The organism is Microbacterium sp. BE35 (genome assembly GCF_031457705.1).
GTDB lineage: Bacteria > Actinomycetota > Actinomycetes > Actinomycetales > Microbacteriaceae > Microbacterium > Microbacterium trichothecenolyticum.
The window spans coordinates 170,418-186,198 of record NZ_JAVDXD010000004.1; the positions used below are offsets into that span (position 1 = coordinate 170,418).

A 15,781-nucleotide genomic window follows, 5' to 3' on the forward strand; every position below is an offset into this window, starting at 1 on the left:
CCGAGGCGTCAGGAGCGGACGCGCTTGCGCAGCACGTCGATCCGGGACTGCAGCTGGGTCACCGTGGCGTGTGACACGGCAGGGCCGCCGCAGATCCGGCGCAGCTCGGCGTGCACGAGGCCGTGGGCCTCGCCCGTCTGGCGGGCGTAGAGGCCGACCAGGCTGTTGAGCAGCTGACGCTGCTCCTTGAGCGTGCGGTGCAGCGCCTGGGGAAGCGCGGGCTCCTCCTCGGGCGCGGTCGCCTCCTGCGCCTCGCGCGCGCTGCGGTGTCGCGACTGCCGCGAGACCCGCGACATCAGGACGTCGTGCACCTGGTCGGGTTCGAGCAGGCCCGGGATGCCCAGGAACTCCTCCTCCTCGGGCGTGCCGGGCACGGCGAGCTGGCCGAACTCCTGGCCGTCGAACAGCACGCGGTCGAAGTGCGCGAGCGAACCCAGCGCCTGATAGGAGAACTCCTCCTCGAGCGCATCGGACGCCTTGTCCTCGCGCTCGGCGGCGTTCATCAGGTCTTCTTCGGCGTTCCACTCGTCCTCGCCGTCGGAGTCGCGGTCCAGCGCGTGGTCGCGCTGGCGCTCCATCTCGTTCGCCAGGGCGAGCAGCTGCGGCACGTTCGGCAGGAACACGCTCGCGGTCTCACCGCGGCGGCGCGCCCGCACGAAGCGCCCGATGGCCTGCGCGAAGAAAAGCGGCGTCGATGCGCTCGTCGCGTACACGCCGACGGCGAGGCGCGGCACGTCGACGCCCTCCGACACCATGCGCACCGCGACCATCCAGCGGCTCGTCGACTTCGAGAACTCCTCGATGCGGCTGGAAGCCTCAGCCTCGTCCGACAGCACGACGGTGGGCGCCTCGCCGCTGATGTCCTGCAGGATCGCGGCGTACGCCCGCGCGGCCGTCTGATCCGTCGCGATCACGAGGCCGCCCGCATCGGGAACGTGCTCGCGCACCTCGGTGAGCCGGCGGTCGGCGGACCGCAGCACAGCGGGGATCCAGTCGCCTTCAGGGTCGAGCGCGGTGCGCCACGCCTGCGAGGTGATGTCCTTGGTGTTGTCCTGGCCGAGCTGCGCCTCCATCTCCTCGCCGGTCTTGGTGCGCCAGCGCATCTGGCCGGCGTAGACCATGAAGAGAACGGGACGCACGACGCCGTCTTCGAGCGCTCGGCGGTAGCCGTAGGCGTAGTCGGTGCGCGAGACGCGGATGCCCTTGGTGTCGGGGTGGTACTCGACGAACGGGATGGGCGCGGTGTCGCTGCGGAACGGCGTTCCGCTCAGCAGCAGCCGGCGGGTCGCCCGCGCGTACGCCTCGCGCAGCGCGTCGCCCCAGCTCAGCGCATCGCCGCCGTGGTGCACCTCGTCGAGGATCACGAGCGTCTTCGCGTCCATCGTCAGGCGCTGATGGACGGATGCCTTGACCGCGACCTGCGCGTACGTCACGGCGACGCCGTGGTACTGGCGGGCGGGCGCGAAGTGTCGGTTGCTGAAGGCGGGGTCGAGGCGGATGCCCACCCGCGCGGCTGCGTCGGCCCACTGCGTCTTCAGGTGCTCCGTGGGAGCGACGACGACGATGCGGCTGACGATGCGGCGCCGCAGCAGCTCGCTCGCGAGGCGGAGGGCGAACGTGGTCTTGCCTGCGCCCGGGGTGGCCGCCGCGAGGAAGTCGCGGGGTCCGCCCCCCGGGCCGTCGGGGCCGTCCAGTCCGAAATAGAGGTCGAGCGCTTCGGCCTGCCACGCGCGCAGCCGCTGCGCGGTTCCCCACGGGGCGCGCTGCGGGTACGTCGGCGACAGGTGCTCCGCGGCGAAGCTGCCGATGTGCGGCTCAGCGCCATGCGGACCGGTGGCGAGACGGCCTTCGGCGGAGGATTCGGTGAGGAGGTTCTCTGGGTGGGCCGGCGGCGATTCGATCGTCGTTTCGTCCGTCACCGATCACACCTCCCCCGTAGACAACGAGTCACCACGATAGACGACGCGCACGACATCGCGGGCCGGGGCGTCACCGGGCTGCCGCATCCGCAAAGGTCGCCCACCGCGATAGCCTGGCTGTCGGTCACAAGCCGAGGAACGGAAGACGGATGCCCCCGAGAGAAGATCCCCGAAGCCCGTACGTCGCGAACCTCCAGCCGCACCCGTGGCGTCGCTACGTCGCGCTCGGCGACTCTTTCACCGAGGGCGTCGGAGACCCCGAGCCGTCTGCGCCGAACGGGTATCGAGGGTGGGCCGACCGCGTCGCCGAGGTGCTCTCCGAGCAGGTCGACGACTTCGCCTACGCGAACCTCGCGATCCGCGGACGTCTCATCGGCCAGATCGTCGACGAGCAGGTGGCGCCGGCGATCGCCCTCAAGCCCGACCTCGTCACGTTCTCGGCCGGCGGCAACGACGTCATCCGGCCCAACGCCGACCCCGACCGCGTCGCGCAGCTGTTCGAGGACGCCGTCGTGCGCCTGTCGCGCGACGGTGCCACCGTCGTGGTCTTCACCGGCATCGACACGGCATTCACCCCGGTGTTCCGCGGCATCCGGGGCAAGGTCGCGATCTACAACGAGAACATCCGCGCGATCGCCGACAAGTACGACTGCATCGTCGCCGACCAGTGGGCGCTCAAGGAGGTGCAGGACATGCGCTTCTTCGACGACGACCGCCTGCACTACAACGCTCTCGGCCACCACGAAGTCGCACGGATGGTGCTGCGCGCCCTCAACGTGCCGAACGACCTCCAGCCGATGCAGCCCGATCCGCTGCCGATCCGCACGTGGCGCGAAGCGCGAGCGGTCGACGTCATGTGGGCCCGCGAGTATCTCGTGCCGTGGGTGCTGCGGCGCCTTCGCCACCAGTCTTCCGGCGACCAGGTCACGGCGAAGCGACCCGACCCGCTGCCGGTGATCACGATCGTCCCTGGCGCGGAGCCCGCGGCGCCGCGCGGCGACGAGGCCTGACGTGGCGACGCACCTCGTCACCGGCGCCGGTTCGGGCATCGGCGCGGCGCTGACGGAGCGGCTCGCCGCCCGCGGCGACGACCTTTGGCTGCTCGCCCGGGACGCCGGACGCGCGGCGCAGCTGCGCCGGCGCTTCCCCGGCGCGCAGACCCTCGTCGGCGACCTCGCCGACCCGGCACGGCTGTCGTGGGCGTTCAGCCACCAGAGCGTGCCGCCGCAGCTCGACGCGCTCATCCATGTGGCCGGCGTCGTGGAGCTCGGAGCGATCGGCGACACGCCGGTCGCGACGTGGCAGCACCAGCTCAACGTCAACGCCGTGGCACCGGCGGAGCTGACCCGGCTCATGCTCCCCGCCCTCCGCACGGCCCGCGGGCGCGTCGTCTTCGTGAACTCCGGTGCCGGCCTGCGCGTGAACCCCGAGTGGGGTTCGTACGGCGCGAGCAAGTTCGCAGTGCGCGCCGTCGCGGATGCCCTCCGGGAGGAGGAGCGCGCGAACGGTGTCCGCGTGACCACCGTGTACCCGGGGCGCACGGCGACACCCATGCAGGAGAAGGTGCACCAGCAGGAGGGCGCCGACTACGACGCGTCGCAGTGGATCGACCCGGCCTCCGTCGCGACGGCGATCCTCGCTGCTCTCGACCTGCCCCGCGACGCGGACCTCACCGAGCTGATGGTCCGGCCGGGCGCCTGACCGCGCCGGCGCGGCCGCGAGCGGGTCAGCGCGCCCGCAGCTCCCACAGCGCCACGGCGCTCGCCGCGGCGACGTTGAGGGAGTCGACGCCCCCGGCCATCGGGATCGTGACGACGGTGTCGGCCGCCTCGAGCGCCCGGCGTGACAGCCCGTCGCCCTCGGCGCCGAGCATCAGGGCGACCCGTTCCGGGCGGCGCGCGCTGAAGGCGTCGAGCGAGACGGCGGCGTCCGACAGGGCGAGCGCTGCGAGCTCGAAGCCGGAATCGTGCAGCACCCCACGGGCCTCATCCCACTCGGGCAGCCGCGTCCACGGCACCTGGAAGACGGTGCCCATGCTCACCCGGACGCTCCGCCGATAGAGCGGGTCGGCGCACCTCGGGCTCACGAGCACCGCGTCGGCGCCGAGACCGGCGGCCGCGCGGAAGATCGCGCCCACGTTGGTGTGGTCGACGATGTCCTCGAGCACGACGACGAGTCGCGCGTCCGCGACGACCTCGGCGACCGATGGGAGCTCGGGCCGGTGCATCGACGCCAGCGCGCCGCGATGCACGGCGTACCCGGTCAGGGACTCGGCGATCTCGGGGGCGACGACGTACACCGGGGTCGCGGCATCCGTCACCAGCTCCTCGACGTCGGGGACCCATTTCTCCTGCACGAGCAGCGAGCGGGGGCGGTGGCCGGCCGCGATCGCGCGGCCGATCACCTTCGCCGACTCGGCGATGTACAGGCCGCCCTCCGGCTCGATCACGCGCCTCAGCGCGACGTCGGTGAGATCGCGGTAGTCGGTGAGCCGCTCGTCGGAGGCGTCGGTGATCTGGATCGCGTGCATCGCGTCCCATCGTCGCACGCAGCTCAGGCCGCAGTGCCGACCGCCGTCCAGGCCCGTGCCGTCACCGTGAACGCACCGTCGCCGAGCTCGTCGCGCAGCGCCCCCTCCAGGCGCGCGACGTCCCCGCGATCGAGGGTGGCGACATACCGGCCGGCCGGCCCGACGCCGAGCAGGAACGGGTCCCACCAGTGCGCGAAGTCCCTGAACGACACGGCGCACTCGACCACCGTCTGCGTGACGTGCGCCAGTCCCGCGCGGCGGAAGATGTCGACCAGCTGCCCGGGTGCGGCGCCGCTGAGGCCGGCCTCGCCGCGCACCCCGTCGTCGAGTCGGCGCGCCACGCGCCAGAACGTCGAGAGCGGTCCGCCGTCGCCGGCGTGATCCCACACGCACGCCGAGACGCGGCCGCCGGCCGCCGTCACGCGACCCATCTGCGTCACACCGCGCACCGGGTCCGACATGAAGTGGACGACGAGCTGAGCCAGCGTCGCTGCGAACTCTCCGTCGGCGAACGGCAGATGCTCGGCTTCTGCGACGCGCACGTCCACGCCGGGGCACAGCTCCTCGGTCGCTTCGACGAACGCCGGTTCGGGATCCGCGGCGCTGACCGCCGAAGGCCCGAGCCGCTTCACCAGCTCGAGGGTCAGCATCCCGGGTCCGCAGCCCACGTCCAGCACGTGGGCGCCCGCGCCGACGCCCTCCAGCCCGACGGTCGCGAATTCGACCGCCAGCGGGGTCGAGAACCGGCCCATGAAACGCGCGTACTCCTCGGCGCTCACGCCCCCGAAGCTGCCCACGCGCTCATCCTGGCACGCACTGCCGCTCCGTAACATCCCCGAAAACCGCGGGGCCTACACTCGACGCGAAGGGGGTGCGCCGTGACGACGATCTCGACCGGAATGGACGCCCGGACGACGGATGCCGTGGCTCAGGCCATCGCCACGCTCTCGGGCAGGCGGATCGCCGTGCTGACCGGGGCGGGCGTCTCGACGGACTCCGGCATACCGGACTACCGCGGGGCAGGCGCTCCGGTGCGGACCCCGATGACAGTCGAGCAGTTCCTCTCGAGCGATGCGTCGCGCCGACGCTACTGGGTCGGCAGCCACCTCGGGTGGCGGGCGTTCGCGTCCGCCGAGCCGAACCCCGGGCACCGCGCGATCGCCGACCTCGAAGCTCGAGGACTCGCCACCGGCGTCGTGACGCAGAACGTCGACGGGCTCCACGTCCGCGCCGGCAGCCGCCGCGTCGTCGAGCTGCACGGCACGATGCGTCGCATCTTCTGCACCCACTGCGGCCAGGTCTTCGACCGGCGTGACCTCGCCCGCCGCGTCGAAGACGACAACCCGTGGATCCGCGTCCCCGAGAACGTCGCACTCGGACCCGACGGCGACGTGCTCCCCGAGAGCACCGAGGGCTTCCGCATCCCGGAATGCAGCGTGTGCGGCGGGATGCTGAAGCCCGATGTCGTCTTCTTCGGCGAGTTCATCCCCGCCGAGAAGTTCCGCGAGGCGGAGCAGCTCGTGCACACCAGCGAGGCGCTCATCGTGGCGGGGTCCTCGCTCGTCGTGAACTCCGGCATCCGGCTGCTCGAGCGTGCGCGACGCCGCCGCCTGCCCGTCGTCATCGTGAACCGCGGCGCCACGCGCGCGGACGCCCGGGCGACGGTGAAGATCGACGCCGGCACCAGCGAGGTGCTGCGCGCGCTCGCCGACGGGCTGCCCTCCCTCGGCTGAGCGGCTGACGCCCAGGCGGCCCGGGTAGGGTCGAGAGCATGACCGCGCTCACCCTGATCCGCCACGGCGAGACCGATTGGAACCGCGACCGGCGCATCCAGGGGTCGACGGACATCCCCCTCAACGACACCGGTCGCGCACAGGCCCGCGCGACCGCGCAGGTGCTGAGCGAACGCCTCGACGGCGGTGCTCCCGTGACCATCGTGTCGAGTGACCTCGCCCGTGCTCGCGAGACGGCGGAGATCATCGCCGCCGAGCTCGGCCTCGCGGCGCCGCGCACGTACGCCGGTCTGCGCGAGCGCGCGTACGGCGAGGCCGAGGGAGTCGGCATCGACGAGTTCCGCACCCGGTGGGGTGACTGGTACACGGCCGAGGTGCCCGGCGCCGAGCCGTGGTCCGATCTGCGCACCCGCGCCATCACGGCGCTCGGGAGCGTCGTGCGGGACCACCGCCGCGCCACCGCTCCCGCCGCGGCCTCGCTCATCGTCGTGAGCCACGGCGCGCTCATCCGCGAGGTGATGCGCCACGCGACGGCAGGCGCGCTGCCGTTGGAGGGAGAGCGCCTCGCCAACGGCGCCACGCACGATTTCGTCTATGAGCGCGATCACCTGCGTCTCGTGACGTACGCGGGCCTGGTGACCTAGGCTCGGCTGGAGTCGGCGATCGCGCCGCCCTACCGCGCCGAGAAGGACTCCGCGGTCTTCCCGCACTCCGAGGATGTGCCGTACGAGCTCATCGGTCGCGTCGCGCGCGAGATCGCGGACGAGCGCGTCCGTCAGTCCGCGGCGGGCTGAAGCGCCCTCAGGACTCCGCTCATGCGCCCGCGCGGGCCAGCACGCCGCGCGCGTGGCGCAGCACCGGCTCGTCGACCATGCGCCCGTCGTACGAGAACACACCGCGCTCACCGTCTGCGGCGGCGAGGACGGCGCGCGCCCACGTCACGGTCTTCTCGTCGGGACGGTAGGCGGCACGGATGACGGCCACCTGACCGGGGTGGATGCAGGCGGTGGCGCGGAAACCGGATGCCGCAGCATCCGCCGCCTCGATGGCGAGGCGCTTCGCGTCCGCGATGTCGAGGTGCACGGCGTCGATCGCGGCCTTGCCGCGCGCGCCGGCTGCCAGCAGCACGCGAGACCGCGCATAGCGCGCGATGTCTCGGTAGCGGCCGTTGGGCTTGCGACTGGAGGTGCCGCCGATGCTCGCGACGAGGTCCTCCGCGCCCCACATCATGGCCACGACGTTCTCGAGTGCGGCGATGCGGTCGGCCTGGGCGACACCCTTCGCCGTCTCGCACAGCGCGACCACCTCGAAGCGTGCGTCGATGCGCCCGATGCGCTTGGGCGACTCGGACTTCGCGACCATGATGCGCCGGTAATCCGTCTGCGACAGCGTCGCCAGGTCGGCGACGAACGCGTCGCTCTCGGGCGGATTCACGCGCACGATGACCCTCGCCGGGTCGAGCTCGGATTCGATGAGGTGCCCGCGCGCCGCGGTCTTGTCGGCGGGCGCGACCGCGTCCTCGAGGTCGAGGATCACCGCATCTGCGCGGTCGAACGCCTTGGCGTACCGCTCGGGGCGGTCGGCCGGGCAGAACAGCAGCGCGGGGCCGAGGTCGAAGCTCATCGGGTCTCCTCCGGTGTCTGGGGTGCGCACCACATCAGCGCGGTCCGGCTGGCGAGGGCGACGACTTCGCCCCGCTGGTTGCGGCCGGTGTGACGCAGCGTCACGATCCCCTGGCCCGGTCGCGACGCCGAGAGCCTCTTGTCGAGCACTTCGGTCTCGGTGTACAGCGTGTCACCGTGGAACAGCGGCGCCGGAAAGCTCACGTCGGTGAGGCCGAGCTGAGCGACGAGCGTGCCCTGCGTGATCTGCGAGACGGATGCCCCCACCATCGTGGCGAGCGTCCACATCGAGTTCATGAGGCGCTGGCCGAACGGCTGGGTCTCGGAGAACGCGGCATCCAGGTGGAGTGCCTGCGTGTTCATCGTGATCGACGAGAACACCACGTTGTCGGCCTCGGTCGCGGTGCGACCGGGGCGGTGCAGGTACCGTGCGCCGACCTCGAGCTCGTCGTAGTAGAGCCCGCGCTGCACGATGTCTCGCGCGGCCTCGGCCGGGGCGTCGTCGGGAGCGTCGGGGATCACCTCTGTCACGCTACCCTCACGCCACGCCGAGTGCCCGCGCGATCACCAGGAGCTGCACCTCGTTCGTGCCCTCGCCGATCTCGAGGATCTTGGAGTCACGGTAGTGCCGCGCGACCGGGTACTCGTTCATGAAGCCGTTGCCGCCGAAGATCTGGGTCGCGTCGCGGGCGTTGTCCATGGCGGCGTCGCTCGCGGTGAGCTTCGCCATGGCCGCCTGCGTCTTGAAGGGCTTGCCCGCATCCCGCAGTCGCGCCGCGTGGTGCCACGCGAGCCGCGCGACATGCACGCGCTGCTGCATGCGGGCGAGGAGGAACTGGATCCCCTGCCGCGTCGAGAGCGCGTCGCCGAACACGGTCCGCTTCCTGGCGTAGTCGACGGCCGCGTCGAGGCATCCCTCCGCCGCGCCGGTGGCGAGCGCGGCGATCGCGATGCGTCCCTCGTCGAGGATGTGGAGGAAGTTCGCGAAGCCGCGCCCCTCGGTGCCGAGCAGGTTCGCCGCGGGAACGCGCACGTCCTGGAAGGTGAGCGGGTGCGTGTCGGACGCGCGCCAGCCGACCTTGTCGTAACCGGGTTCGACGGTGAACCCGGGCGTGCCGTGGGGCACGACGATGGTCGAGATCTCCTTGCGGCCGTCGGTCTCGCCCGTCACCGCCGTGACCGTGACGAACCGCGTGATGTCGGTGCCCGAATTGGTGATGAACTGCTTAGAGCCGTTGATGACCCACTCGTCGCCGTCTCGGCGCGCGGTGGTGCGGGTGGCGCCGGCATCCGAGCCCGCCTCCGGCTCGGTGAGGCCGAACGCGGCGAGCGCGCGGCCGGCCAGCAGGTCGGGCAGGAGGTCCTGCTTCTGCTCCTCGGTGCCGAACCGGAAGACCGGCATGGCCCCGAGGCTCACACCCGCCTCGAGCGTGATCGCGAGCGACTGATCGACGCGGCCGAGCGCCTCGATCGCGAGGCACAGTGCGAAGTAGTCGCCGCCCTGACCGCCGTACTCCTCGGGGAACGGCAGGCCGAACAGCCCCAGCTCCCCCATCTGCGCGACGACGTCCATCGGCAGGGTGTGCGTGCGGTCGGCCTCGTACGAGACGGGCGCGACGACCTCGTCGGCGAACTGCCGCACCAGCGCGGCGAGCTCGCGCTCGTCCTCGCTGAGGTCGTAGGTGTCGTAGCTGTCCATTGCTGCTCCTCGGGTGTCAGGAGGTCGGCGCGGACGCCTCGTGGGCGTCCGCGGTGGAGTCGTCGGGAGAATCGGATGCCGCAGCCGCGTCGACCAGCGCGACGTGCGCGAGCACCTGGTCGCGTCGCACCTGTTCGCCGACCGCGACGTCGACGCGCACGACCCCGTCGTGCGGGGCGAGGACGGGGTGCTCCATCTTCATCGCCTCGATCGTGACGATGCGGTCGCCGGTGGCGACCGTCGCGCCGTCGGTCACATGCACGGCGACGACCGCACCCGGCATGGGGGCGCGCAGTTGCGGATCGGATGCCGCGGCCGCACGCTCGCGGGCCGCCAGGCGTCGATGCATGGCGGCGCGGCGGCCGAGCGGGCGGAGACGGTGCGTCACGCCGTCGGCATGCACCCAGACCCATCCGTCGGCGTCACGGGCGTCGATCGCACCGCCGGACGCGCCCGGCGCAGGTGGGACAGCCACCGCGATCACGTCGCCCTCCGCGGTCTCCACCGAGACCGCGCGGGCGGGCGGAGTCCCACCCGAGCGCCAGCCCGATCCCGCGCGCCACAGCGCGCTCGCCCGCCGCTCTGCTCCGGGGTGTTCCGGACCCGTGGGATCGAGGGCGGCGGCTGCGACATCCAGCGCTGCCGCGATCGGCGCGCCCGCCGTGTACGGCGGCATCCGGTCGATGAGTCCGGTGTCCATGTCGCCCGTCTGGACGCCGTCCTCGGCGAGCAGGGCGCGGAGGAAGCCGATGTTGGTGTCGAGCCCGAGCACGACCGTCTCGGCGAGCGCGCCGTCGAGACGCGCGAGCGCCTCCGCTCGGTCGGCGCCATGTGCGATGACCTTCGCGATCATCGGGTCGTAGTCCGCCGTCACGGCGCTCGCGCTCTCGACCGCCGAATCGGTGCGGACACCCTCGGCGGGCCGCCACACCAGCACCTCGCCGGTGGCGGGGAGGAAGCCGCGCTCCGGCGTCTCCGCGTACACACGGGCCTCGATCGCGTGGCCGTCGAGGCGCACGTCGTCCTGCGCGAGCGCGAGCGGCTCCCCCGCGGCGATCCGCAGCTGCTGCTCGACCAGGTCGAAGCCGGTCACGAGCTCGGTGACGGGGTGCTCGACCTGGAGGCGCGTGTTCATCTCGATGAAGAAGAACTCGTCGGGCTGGGAGGCTGCGACGAGGAATTCGACCGTGCCGGCACCCCGGTAGTCCACGGATGCCGCGGCCGCGCAGGCCGCCGCGCCCAGGCGCGCGCGGGTGTCGGCGTCGACTGCCGGCGACGGCGCCTCCTCGATGACCTTCTGGTGGCGGCGCTGCAGCGTGCACTCGCGCTCGCCGAGGTGGACGACGCTCCCGTGCGCGTCGGCCAGCACCTGCACCTCGATGTGGCGCGGGCGCTCGATGAGGCGTTCGAGCAGGAGGGTGTCGTCGCCGAACGCGGCTGCGGCGACCCGGCGAGCAGTCGCGAGGGCGTCGGGCAGCTCTGCGGCCGAGCGCACCACCTGCATGCCCTTGCCGCCGCCGCCGGCCGACGGCTTCACCAGGAGGGGGAAGCCGGCACGCTCGGCGGACGCCGCGATCTCAGCATCCGTCATTCCCGCCGCGCTGAAGCCGGGGACCGTCGGCACGCCGTGCGACGCGACGTGCTCCTTCGCGCGGATCTTGTCGCCCATCACCTCGAGCGCGCGCTCGCCGGGACCGATGAAGACGACGCCTGCCTCGGCGCACGCGCGGGCGAACGCGACGTTCTCCGACAGGAAGCCGTAGCCGGGGTGCACCGCCTGCGCGCCGCTCTCAACGGCCGCGGCGACCACGGCGTCGATGTCGAGGTAGGACTGCGCGGCGGCAGCGGGCCCGATGCGAACGGCGTCGTCGGCCTCGCGCACATGGGGCGCGCCGGCGTCGGCATCGCTGTAGACGGCGATCGAACGGATGCCGAGACGCCGAAGCGTGCGGATCACCCGGCGGGCGATCTCGCCGCGGTTGGCGACGAGGACGGTGTCGAACCCTTCTACGGGCTCAGGCAGGGGCATTTCGTCTCGCTTCGCTCGCTCGATGACCGGGGGCATGGTTCGCACTTCTCCCTCTCACATCCGGAAGACGCCGAAGCGCGGTTCGGGCAGCGGCGTGCGCGAGACGACATCGAGCGCCAGGCCCAGGAGGTCCCGGGTGTCGAGCGGGTCGACGACACCGTCGTCCCACAGCCGGGCGGTCGCATAGTACGGGTCGCCCTGCTCCTCGTACCTGGCGCGGATCGGGGCTTCGAACTGCGCCTGGTCCGTCGTGGACCACTCCTCGCCGCGCGCCTCCAGCTGGTCTCGCTTGACGGTCGAGAGCACGGAGGCGGCCTGGTTGCCGCCCATGACCGAGATGCGACTCGCCGGCCACGTCCACAGGAATCGCGGCGAGTAGGCGCGCCCGCACATCGAGTAGTTGCCGGCGCCGAACGAGCCGCCGATGACGACCGTGAGCTTCGGCACCCGCGTGGTCGCGACGGCCGTGACCATCTTGGCCCCGTCCTTCGCGATGCCGCCCGCCTCAGCGTCGCGCCCCACCATGAAGCCCGAGATGTTCTGCAGGAACAGCAGCGGCACCCCCCGCTGATCGCACAGCTCGATGAAGTGGGCGCCCTTCTGGGCGGACTCGCCGAACAGCACGCCGTTGTTGGCGACGATCCCGACAGGGTGCCCGTGGATGCGCGCGAACCCGGTGACGAGCGTGTCGCCGTACTCGCGCTTGAACTCGTGCAGCTCACTGCCGTCGACGAGCCGCGCGATCACCTCGCGGACGTCGTAGGGCTGGTTCACGTCGACCGGCACGACTCCGTACAGATCGGATGCCGGGGCCACGGGTTCGACCGCCGGGATGACGTCCCATGCGGGCTCAGCCGGCGCCGGCAGGGTCGCGACGATGTCGCGCACGATCTCGAGCGCGTGCTCGTCGTCCTCGGCGAGGTGGTCGACGACGCCGGAGCGGCGGGCGTGCAGCTCTCCCCCGCCGAGCTCCTCGGCGGTGACGATCTCGCCGATCGCGGCCTTCACCAGGGGCGGACCGCCGAGGAAGATCGTGCCCTGGCCGCGCACGATGACCGTCTCATCGCTCATCGCGGGCACGTAGGCACCGCCGGCGGTGCAGGAGCCCAGCACCGCGGCGATCTGCGGGATGCCCGCGGCCGACAGCCGGGCCTGGTTGAAGAAGATGCGGCCGAAGTGGTCGCGGTCGGGGAAGACCTCGTCCTGCATCGGCAGGAACGCTCCCCCCGAATCGACGAGGTACACGCACGGCAGGCGGTTCTCGAGCGCGATCTCCTGCGCCCGCAGGTGCTTCTTGACGGTCATCGGGTAGTACGTTCCGCCCTTGACCGTCGCATCGTTGCACACCACCATCACGTGCCTGCCGTGCACGAGCCCGATCCCCGCGATCACGCCGGCGGCAGGGGCGTCGCCGTCGTAGAGTCCCTCCGCGGCGAGCGGCGCGACCTCGATGAACGGGCTCCCCTCGTCGAGCAGGCGGGTGACCCGGTCCCGCGGCAGCAGCTTGCCGCGCGCGACATGCCGCTCGCGCGACGCTGCAGGTCCGCCGACGGATGCTGCGGCCAGCCGCTCGCGCAGCTTCTCGGCCAGGTCCCGCTGGGCGTCGCGCGTGCGCGCGAAGTTCTCGTCGTGCACTGCGGCCGTGCTCAGCACGCTCATCCGGATCTCCCGCGCATCTTCCTCGACGTCACGATCGGATCACGTCCGTTGTCGGGACGCGATCGGATTGGTTAGTGTTCACTAACTGAGGTTCAGGTTAGCGAGCCTTAACTGGATTTACAAGCGGAGCAGCAGATGACGAACGGTGTCACCGATCGCGATCGCGCGAAGGCCGACCGCCACGCGGCGATCCTCCACGAGGCGGCCGCCCTCTTCGCCGAACGCGGCTTCAGCGGCGTCAGCCTCGAAGACATCGGCGGAGCGGTCGGGGTGAGCGGCCCCGCCCTCTACCGCCACTTCGCGAACAAGCAGGCCCTGCTGGGCGCCATCCTCGTCGAGGTGAGCGAGCGGCTGCTGGCAGGCGGGCGCACCGTGATCTCGGCTCATCACGAGGCGACCGACCAGCTGGACGCGATCATCGCGTTCCACGTCGAGTTCGCCCTGCGCGATGCGGACGTCATCCGGGTACAGGACCGCGATCTCGCGAGCCTCAGCGACGACGACCGCCACACCGTGCGGCGTCTGCAGCGGGAGTATGTGGAGGTGTGGATCGGCATCCTCTCGACCGTCCACCCGGAGCGTGACGAGGACGACCTCCGCGTGCGCGCGCACGCCTGCTTCGGCCTCATCAACTCGACGCCCCACACCGTGCGGGCGTCGCGGTCGCGCCCCGGCGAGCGCGATGTGCGCGGCATCCTTCGCACGATGGCCCGCGCCTCCCTGACCGCCTGAGGTCGGCGAGGGCCTAGTCTGGACGGACCATGACGGGGCATGGACGGCACGACGACGCCGGGGCGGGGCACGTCGACGGCACCGAGACGTCCGCTGATCCCCGTGCGCCCGGCCAGGGCGACGCGAGCTCGCGTCGGGATTTCCTGAAGCTCGGCGGTGTCGCCGCCGCGGGCCTGGTCGTGGGCGGCGCGGTCGGTGCCGCGGCCGGTGCCTCCCTCGGTCACACGATCGGGTATCGCGAGGGGTCGGTCGATTTCGGCGCCGTGCCGCCGCGATCCGAGCCCGGCTTCGACCACGTCGTCGTGCTGATGGGTGAGAACCGGTCGTTCGACAACCTCCTGGGATGGCTCTACACGCCCGAGAACCTTCCCGAAGGCGCCACCTTCGATGGGCTGGCGTTCGGCGACTACGCCAACACCGCCCCCTCCGGCGAGCGCGTCGCCGTCCACGCGTATTCGGGGCCCACGGACGACGTGATGGCGCGGCCCGACCCGGATCCCGGCGAGGAGTTCCCGCATGTCAACACGCAGCTGTTCGGCGTCGTCGACCCGCTGGACAACGCCGCGCGCCAGGTGGGCGACATGGCCGCGCCGTTCAATGCGCCACCGTCCGGCACTGCGCCGACGATGGAGGGCTTCCTCCACGATTACTGGAACAACCTGACACGGCTGAGACATGGCAAGGAGCCCACGATCGAGGAAGCGTCGCACATCATGGGCGGCTTCTCCCCCGAGCAGCTTCCGGTGCTGTCGACGCTCGCGAAGGGTTTCGCGGTCTTCGACGCGTGGTTCGCGGCCGTGCCGTCGCAGACGTACTGCAACCGCTCGTTCTTCCATGCGTCGACATCGCACGGCTTCGTCACGAACAAGCACGGCGGGGGCTACGACAAGTGGCTCGACGCGGCGCCGATGCCCACGATCTTCAACCGGCTCGAGGACGCGGGGATCCCGTGGAAGGTGTATTTCGACGAGATGCAGTTGGTCTCTCTCACCGGCATCCTGCACGCGCCGGTGCTGGAGAAGTACTGGCGAACGGGCCGATTCGGGCACATGTCGGAGTTCTTCGACGACGCGAAGGCGGGCAGGCTCCCCGCGTACGCGTTCATCGAGCCGCGGCTGGTGTACAACCACAACGACTTCCACCCGCCCTTCGGCGCGCTCCGCGAGAGCGACGTCGACGGCTCCGCGGTGGTGGACTCGGCCGTGTCGGACGTGCGCGCGGGCGAGAAGCTGGTGGCCGACGTGTACGACGCGATCAAGCAGAGCGCGACACCGGGCGGATCGAACGCGATGAACACGCTGCTGCTCATCACGTTCGACGAGCACGGGGGGACGTACGATCACGTGCCCCCGCCGTCGGCGACCCCGCCTGTCGCCGACGACGACCCGGGCGAGATGGGGTTCGCGTTCGACCGTCTCGGGGTGCGCGTGCCGGCGATCGCGGTGTCGGCCTACACGCGGGCCGGCACGATCGTGCACGACGAGATGCATCACGCGGCGGTGGTCGCCACGCTGGCCCGACTGCACGGGCTGCGTCCGCTGACGAGGCGCGACGCTGAGGCGCGCGACCTGTTCTCGATCGTGAACCTCGACACTCCCCGCGACCCGGCGAGCTGGCCGGTGGTGCACCCGATGTACGTGCCTCCCAACCCCGCCGAGGATCAGCCGGCCGACCTCAGGGACGGGCCCCACAGGCACAAGCCCCTCAGCCCGCCGGGACGCGGCCTGCTGGGGCTGCTGCAGGCGCGGTACGCCGCGGCCGATTCCGCGGAGCCGGAGACATACGCCGAGGCGTACGACGTGCTGCAGAAGCACGGCCTCGGACTCTTCTACCCGAAGGAGGACTGACCGGCCGGCCC

Annotated in this window: 14 protein-coding genes; 6 read left to right on the forward strand and 8 right to left on the reverse strand. The window is 71.7% G+C overall.

Annotated features, from left to right (window positions below; all coding sequences use genetic code 11):
- Positions 1-8: 8 nt before the first annotated feature.
- Positions 9-1,808: a DEAD/DEAH box helicase gene (locus J2Y46_RS14620; protein WP_045302877.1), complete on the reverse strand. Its 1,800-nt coding sequence runs from the start codon at positions 1,806-1,808 to the stop codon at positions 9-11.
- Positions 1,809-2,068: 260 nt separating this feature from the next.
- On the opposite strand from J2Y46_RS14620, the gene J2Y46_RS14625 reads away from it, so the two are divergent.
- Together J2Y46_RS14625 and J2Y46_RS14630 are read left to right on the forward strand one after the other, a co-directional pair.
- A complete protein-coding gene (locus tag J2Y46_RS14625; protein ID WP_045302356.1) occupies positions 2,069-2,929 on the forward strand; it encodes an SGNH/GDSL hydrolase family protein in 861 nt (286 codons plus the stop codon).
- A gap of 1 nt (position 2,930) precedes the next feature.
- The gene (locus J2Y46_RS14630) at positions 2,931-3,620 is read left to right on the forward strand and encodes an SDR family oxidoreductase (RefSeq protein WP_045302354.1); all 690 of its coding nucleotides are present in this window, start codon (positions 2,931-2,933) and stop codon (positions 3,618-3,620) included.
- Between the two features lie 25 nt (positions 3,621-3,645).
- On the opposite strand, the gene J2Y46_RS14635 is transcribed toward J2Y46_RS14630, so the two are convergent.
- Both J2Y46_RS14635 and J2Y46_RS14640 read right to left on the reverse strand, forming a co-directional pair.
- Complete coding sequence (locus J2Y46_RS14635; protein WP_045302352.1) at positions 3,646-4,449, reverse strand: RNA methyltransferase; 804 nt, start codon at positions 4,447-4,449, stop codon at positions 3,646-3,648.
- A 23-nt stretch (positions 4,450-4,472) separates the two neighbouring features.
- Positions 4,473-5,246, reverse strand: coding sequence for a class I SAM-dependent methyltransferase (locus J2Y46_RS14640; RefSeq protein ID WP_245619659.1), 774 nt, complete (start codon positions 5,244-5,246; stop codon positions 4,473-4,475).
- A gap of 102 nt (positions 5,247-5,348) precedes the next feature.
- Here J2Y46_RS14640 and J2Y46_RS14645 point away from each other — a divergent pair, with 102 nt between their 5' ends.
- Together J2Y46_RS14645 and J2Y46_RS14650 are read left to right on the forward strand one after the other, a co-directional pair.
- Positions 5,349-6,182, forward strand: a complete 834-nt coding sequence (locus J2Y46_RS14645; protein ID WP_045302350.1) for a Sir2 family NAD-dependent protein deacetylase — start codon at positions 5,349-5,351, stop codon at positions 6,180-6,182.
- 38 nt (positions 6,183-6,220) lie between these two features.
- Complete coding sequence (locus J2Y46_RS14650; RefSeq protein ID WP_045302348.1) at positions 6,221-6,826, forward strand: histidine phosphatase family protein; 606 nt, start codon at positions 6,221-6,223, stop codon at positions 6,824-6,826.
- Positions 6,827-6,995: 169 nt separating this feature from the next.
- Here the strand turns inward: J2Y46_RS14650 and J2Y46_RS14655 are convergent, their stop codons facing one another.
- From J2Y46_RS14655 to J2Y46_RS14675, 5 genes are read right to left on the reverse strand one after another with little or no spacing between them, the layout of a single operon-like run.
- A complete protein-coding gene (locus tag J2Y46_RS14655) occupies positions 6,996-7,805 on the reverse strand; it encodes a CoA ester lyase (protein WP_045302345.1) in 810 nt (269 codons plus the stop codon).
- The gene (locus J2Y46_RS14660; protein ID WP_045302873.1) at positions 7,802-8,323 is read right to left on the reverse strand and encodes a MaoC family dehydratase; all 522 of its coding nucleotides are present in this window, start codon (positions 8,321-8,323) and stop codon (positions 7,802-7,804) included. Before J2Y46_RS14660 ends, J2Y46_RS14655 begins: the two co-directional genes overlap by 4 nt.
- Positions 8,324-8,342: 19 nt before the next feature.
- The gene (locus J2Y46_RS14665) at positions 8,343-9,503 is read right to left on the reverse strand and encodes an acyl-CoA dehydrogenase family protein (protein WP_045302343.1); all 1,161 of its coding nucleotides are present in this window, start codon (positions 9,501-9,503) and stop codon (positions 8,343-8,345) included.
- Between the two features lie 16 nt (positions 9,504-9,519).
- Positions 9,520-11,532 (reverse strand): biotin carboxylase N-terminal domain-containing protein, encoded by a 2,013-nt coding sequence (locus tag J2Y46_RS14670; protein WP_045302341.1) that lies wholly within the window; start codon positions 11,530-11,532, stop codon positions 9,520-9,522.
- A 54-nt stretch (positions 11,533-11,586) separates the two neighbouring features.
- Positions 11,587-13,191, reverse strand: coding sequence for a carboxyl transferase domain-containing protein (locus tag J2Y46_RS14675; RefSeq protein ID WP_045302339.1), 1,605 nt, complete (start codon positions 13,189-13,191; stop codon positions 11,587-11,589).
- Positions 13,192-13,326: 135 nt separating this feature from the next.
- Here J2Y46_RS14675 and J2Y46_RS14680 point away from each other — a divergent pair, with 135 nt between their 5' ends.
- Positions 13,327-13,923, forward strand: coding sequence for a TetR/AcrR family transcriptional regulator (locus tag J2Y46_RS14680; RefSeq protein WP_045302337.1), 597 nt, complete (start codon positions 13,327-13,329; stop codon positions 13,921-13,923).
- A 29-nt stretch (positions 13,924-13,952) separates the two neighbouring features.
- On the forward strand, positions 13,953-15,770 hold the full coding sequence (locus tag J2Y46_RS14685; protein WP_084695773.1) for an alkaline phosphatase family protein: 1,818 nt from the start codon (positions 13,953-13,955) through the stop codon (positions 15,768-15,770).
- Positions 15,771-15,781 lie beyond the last annotated feature (11 nt).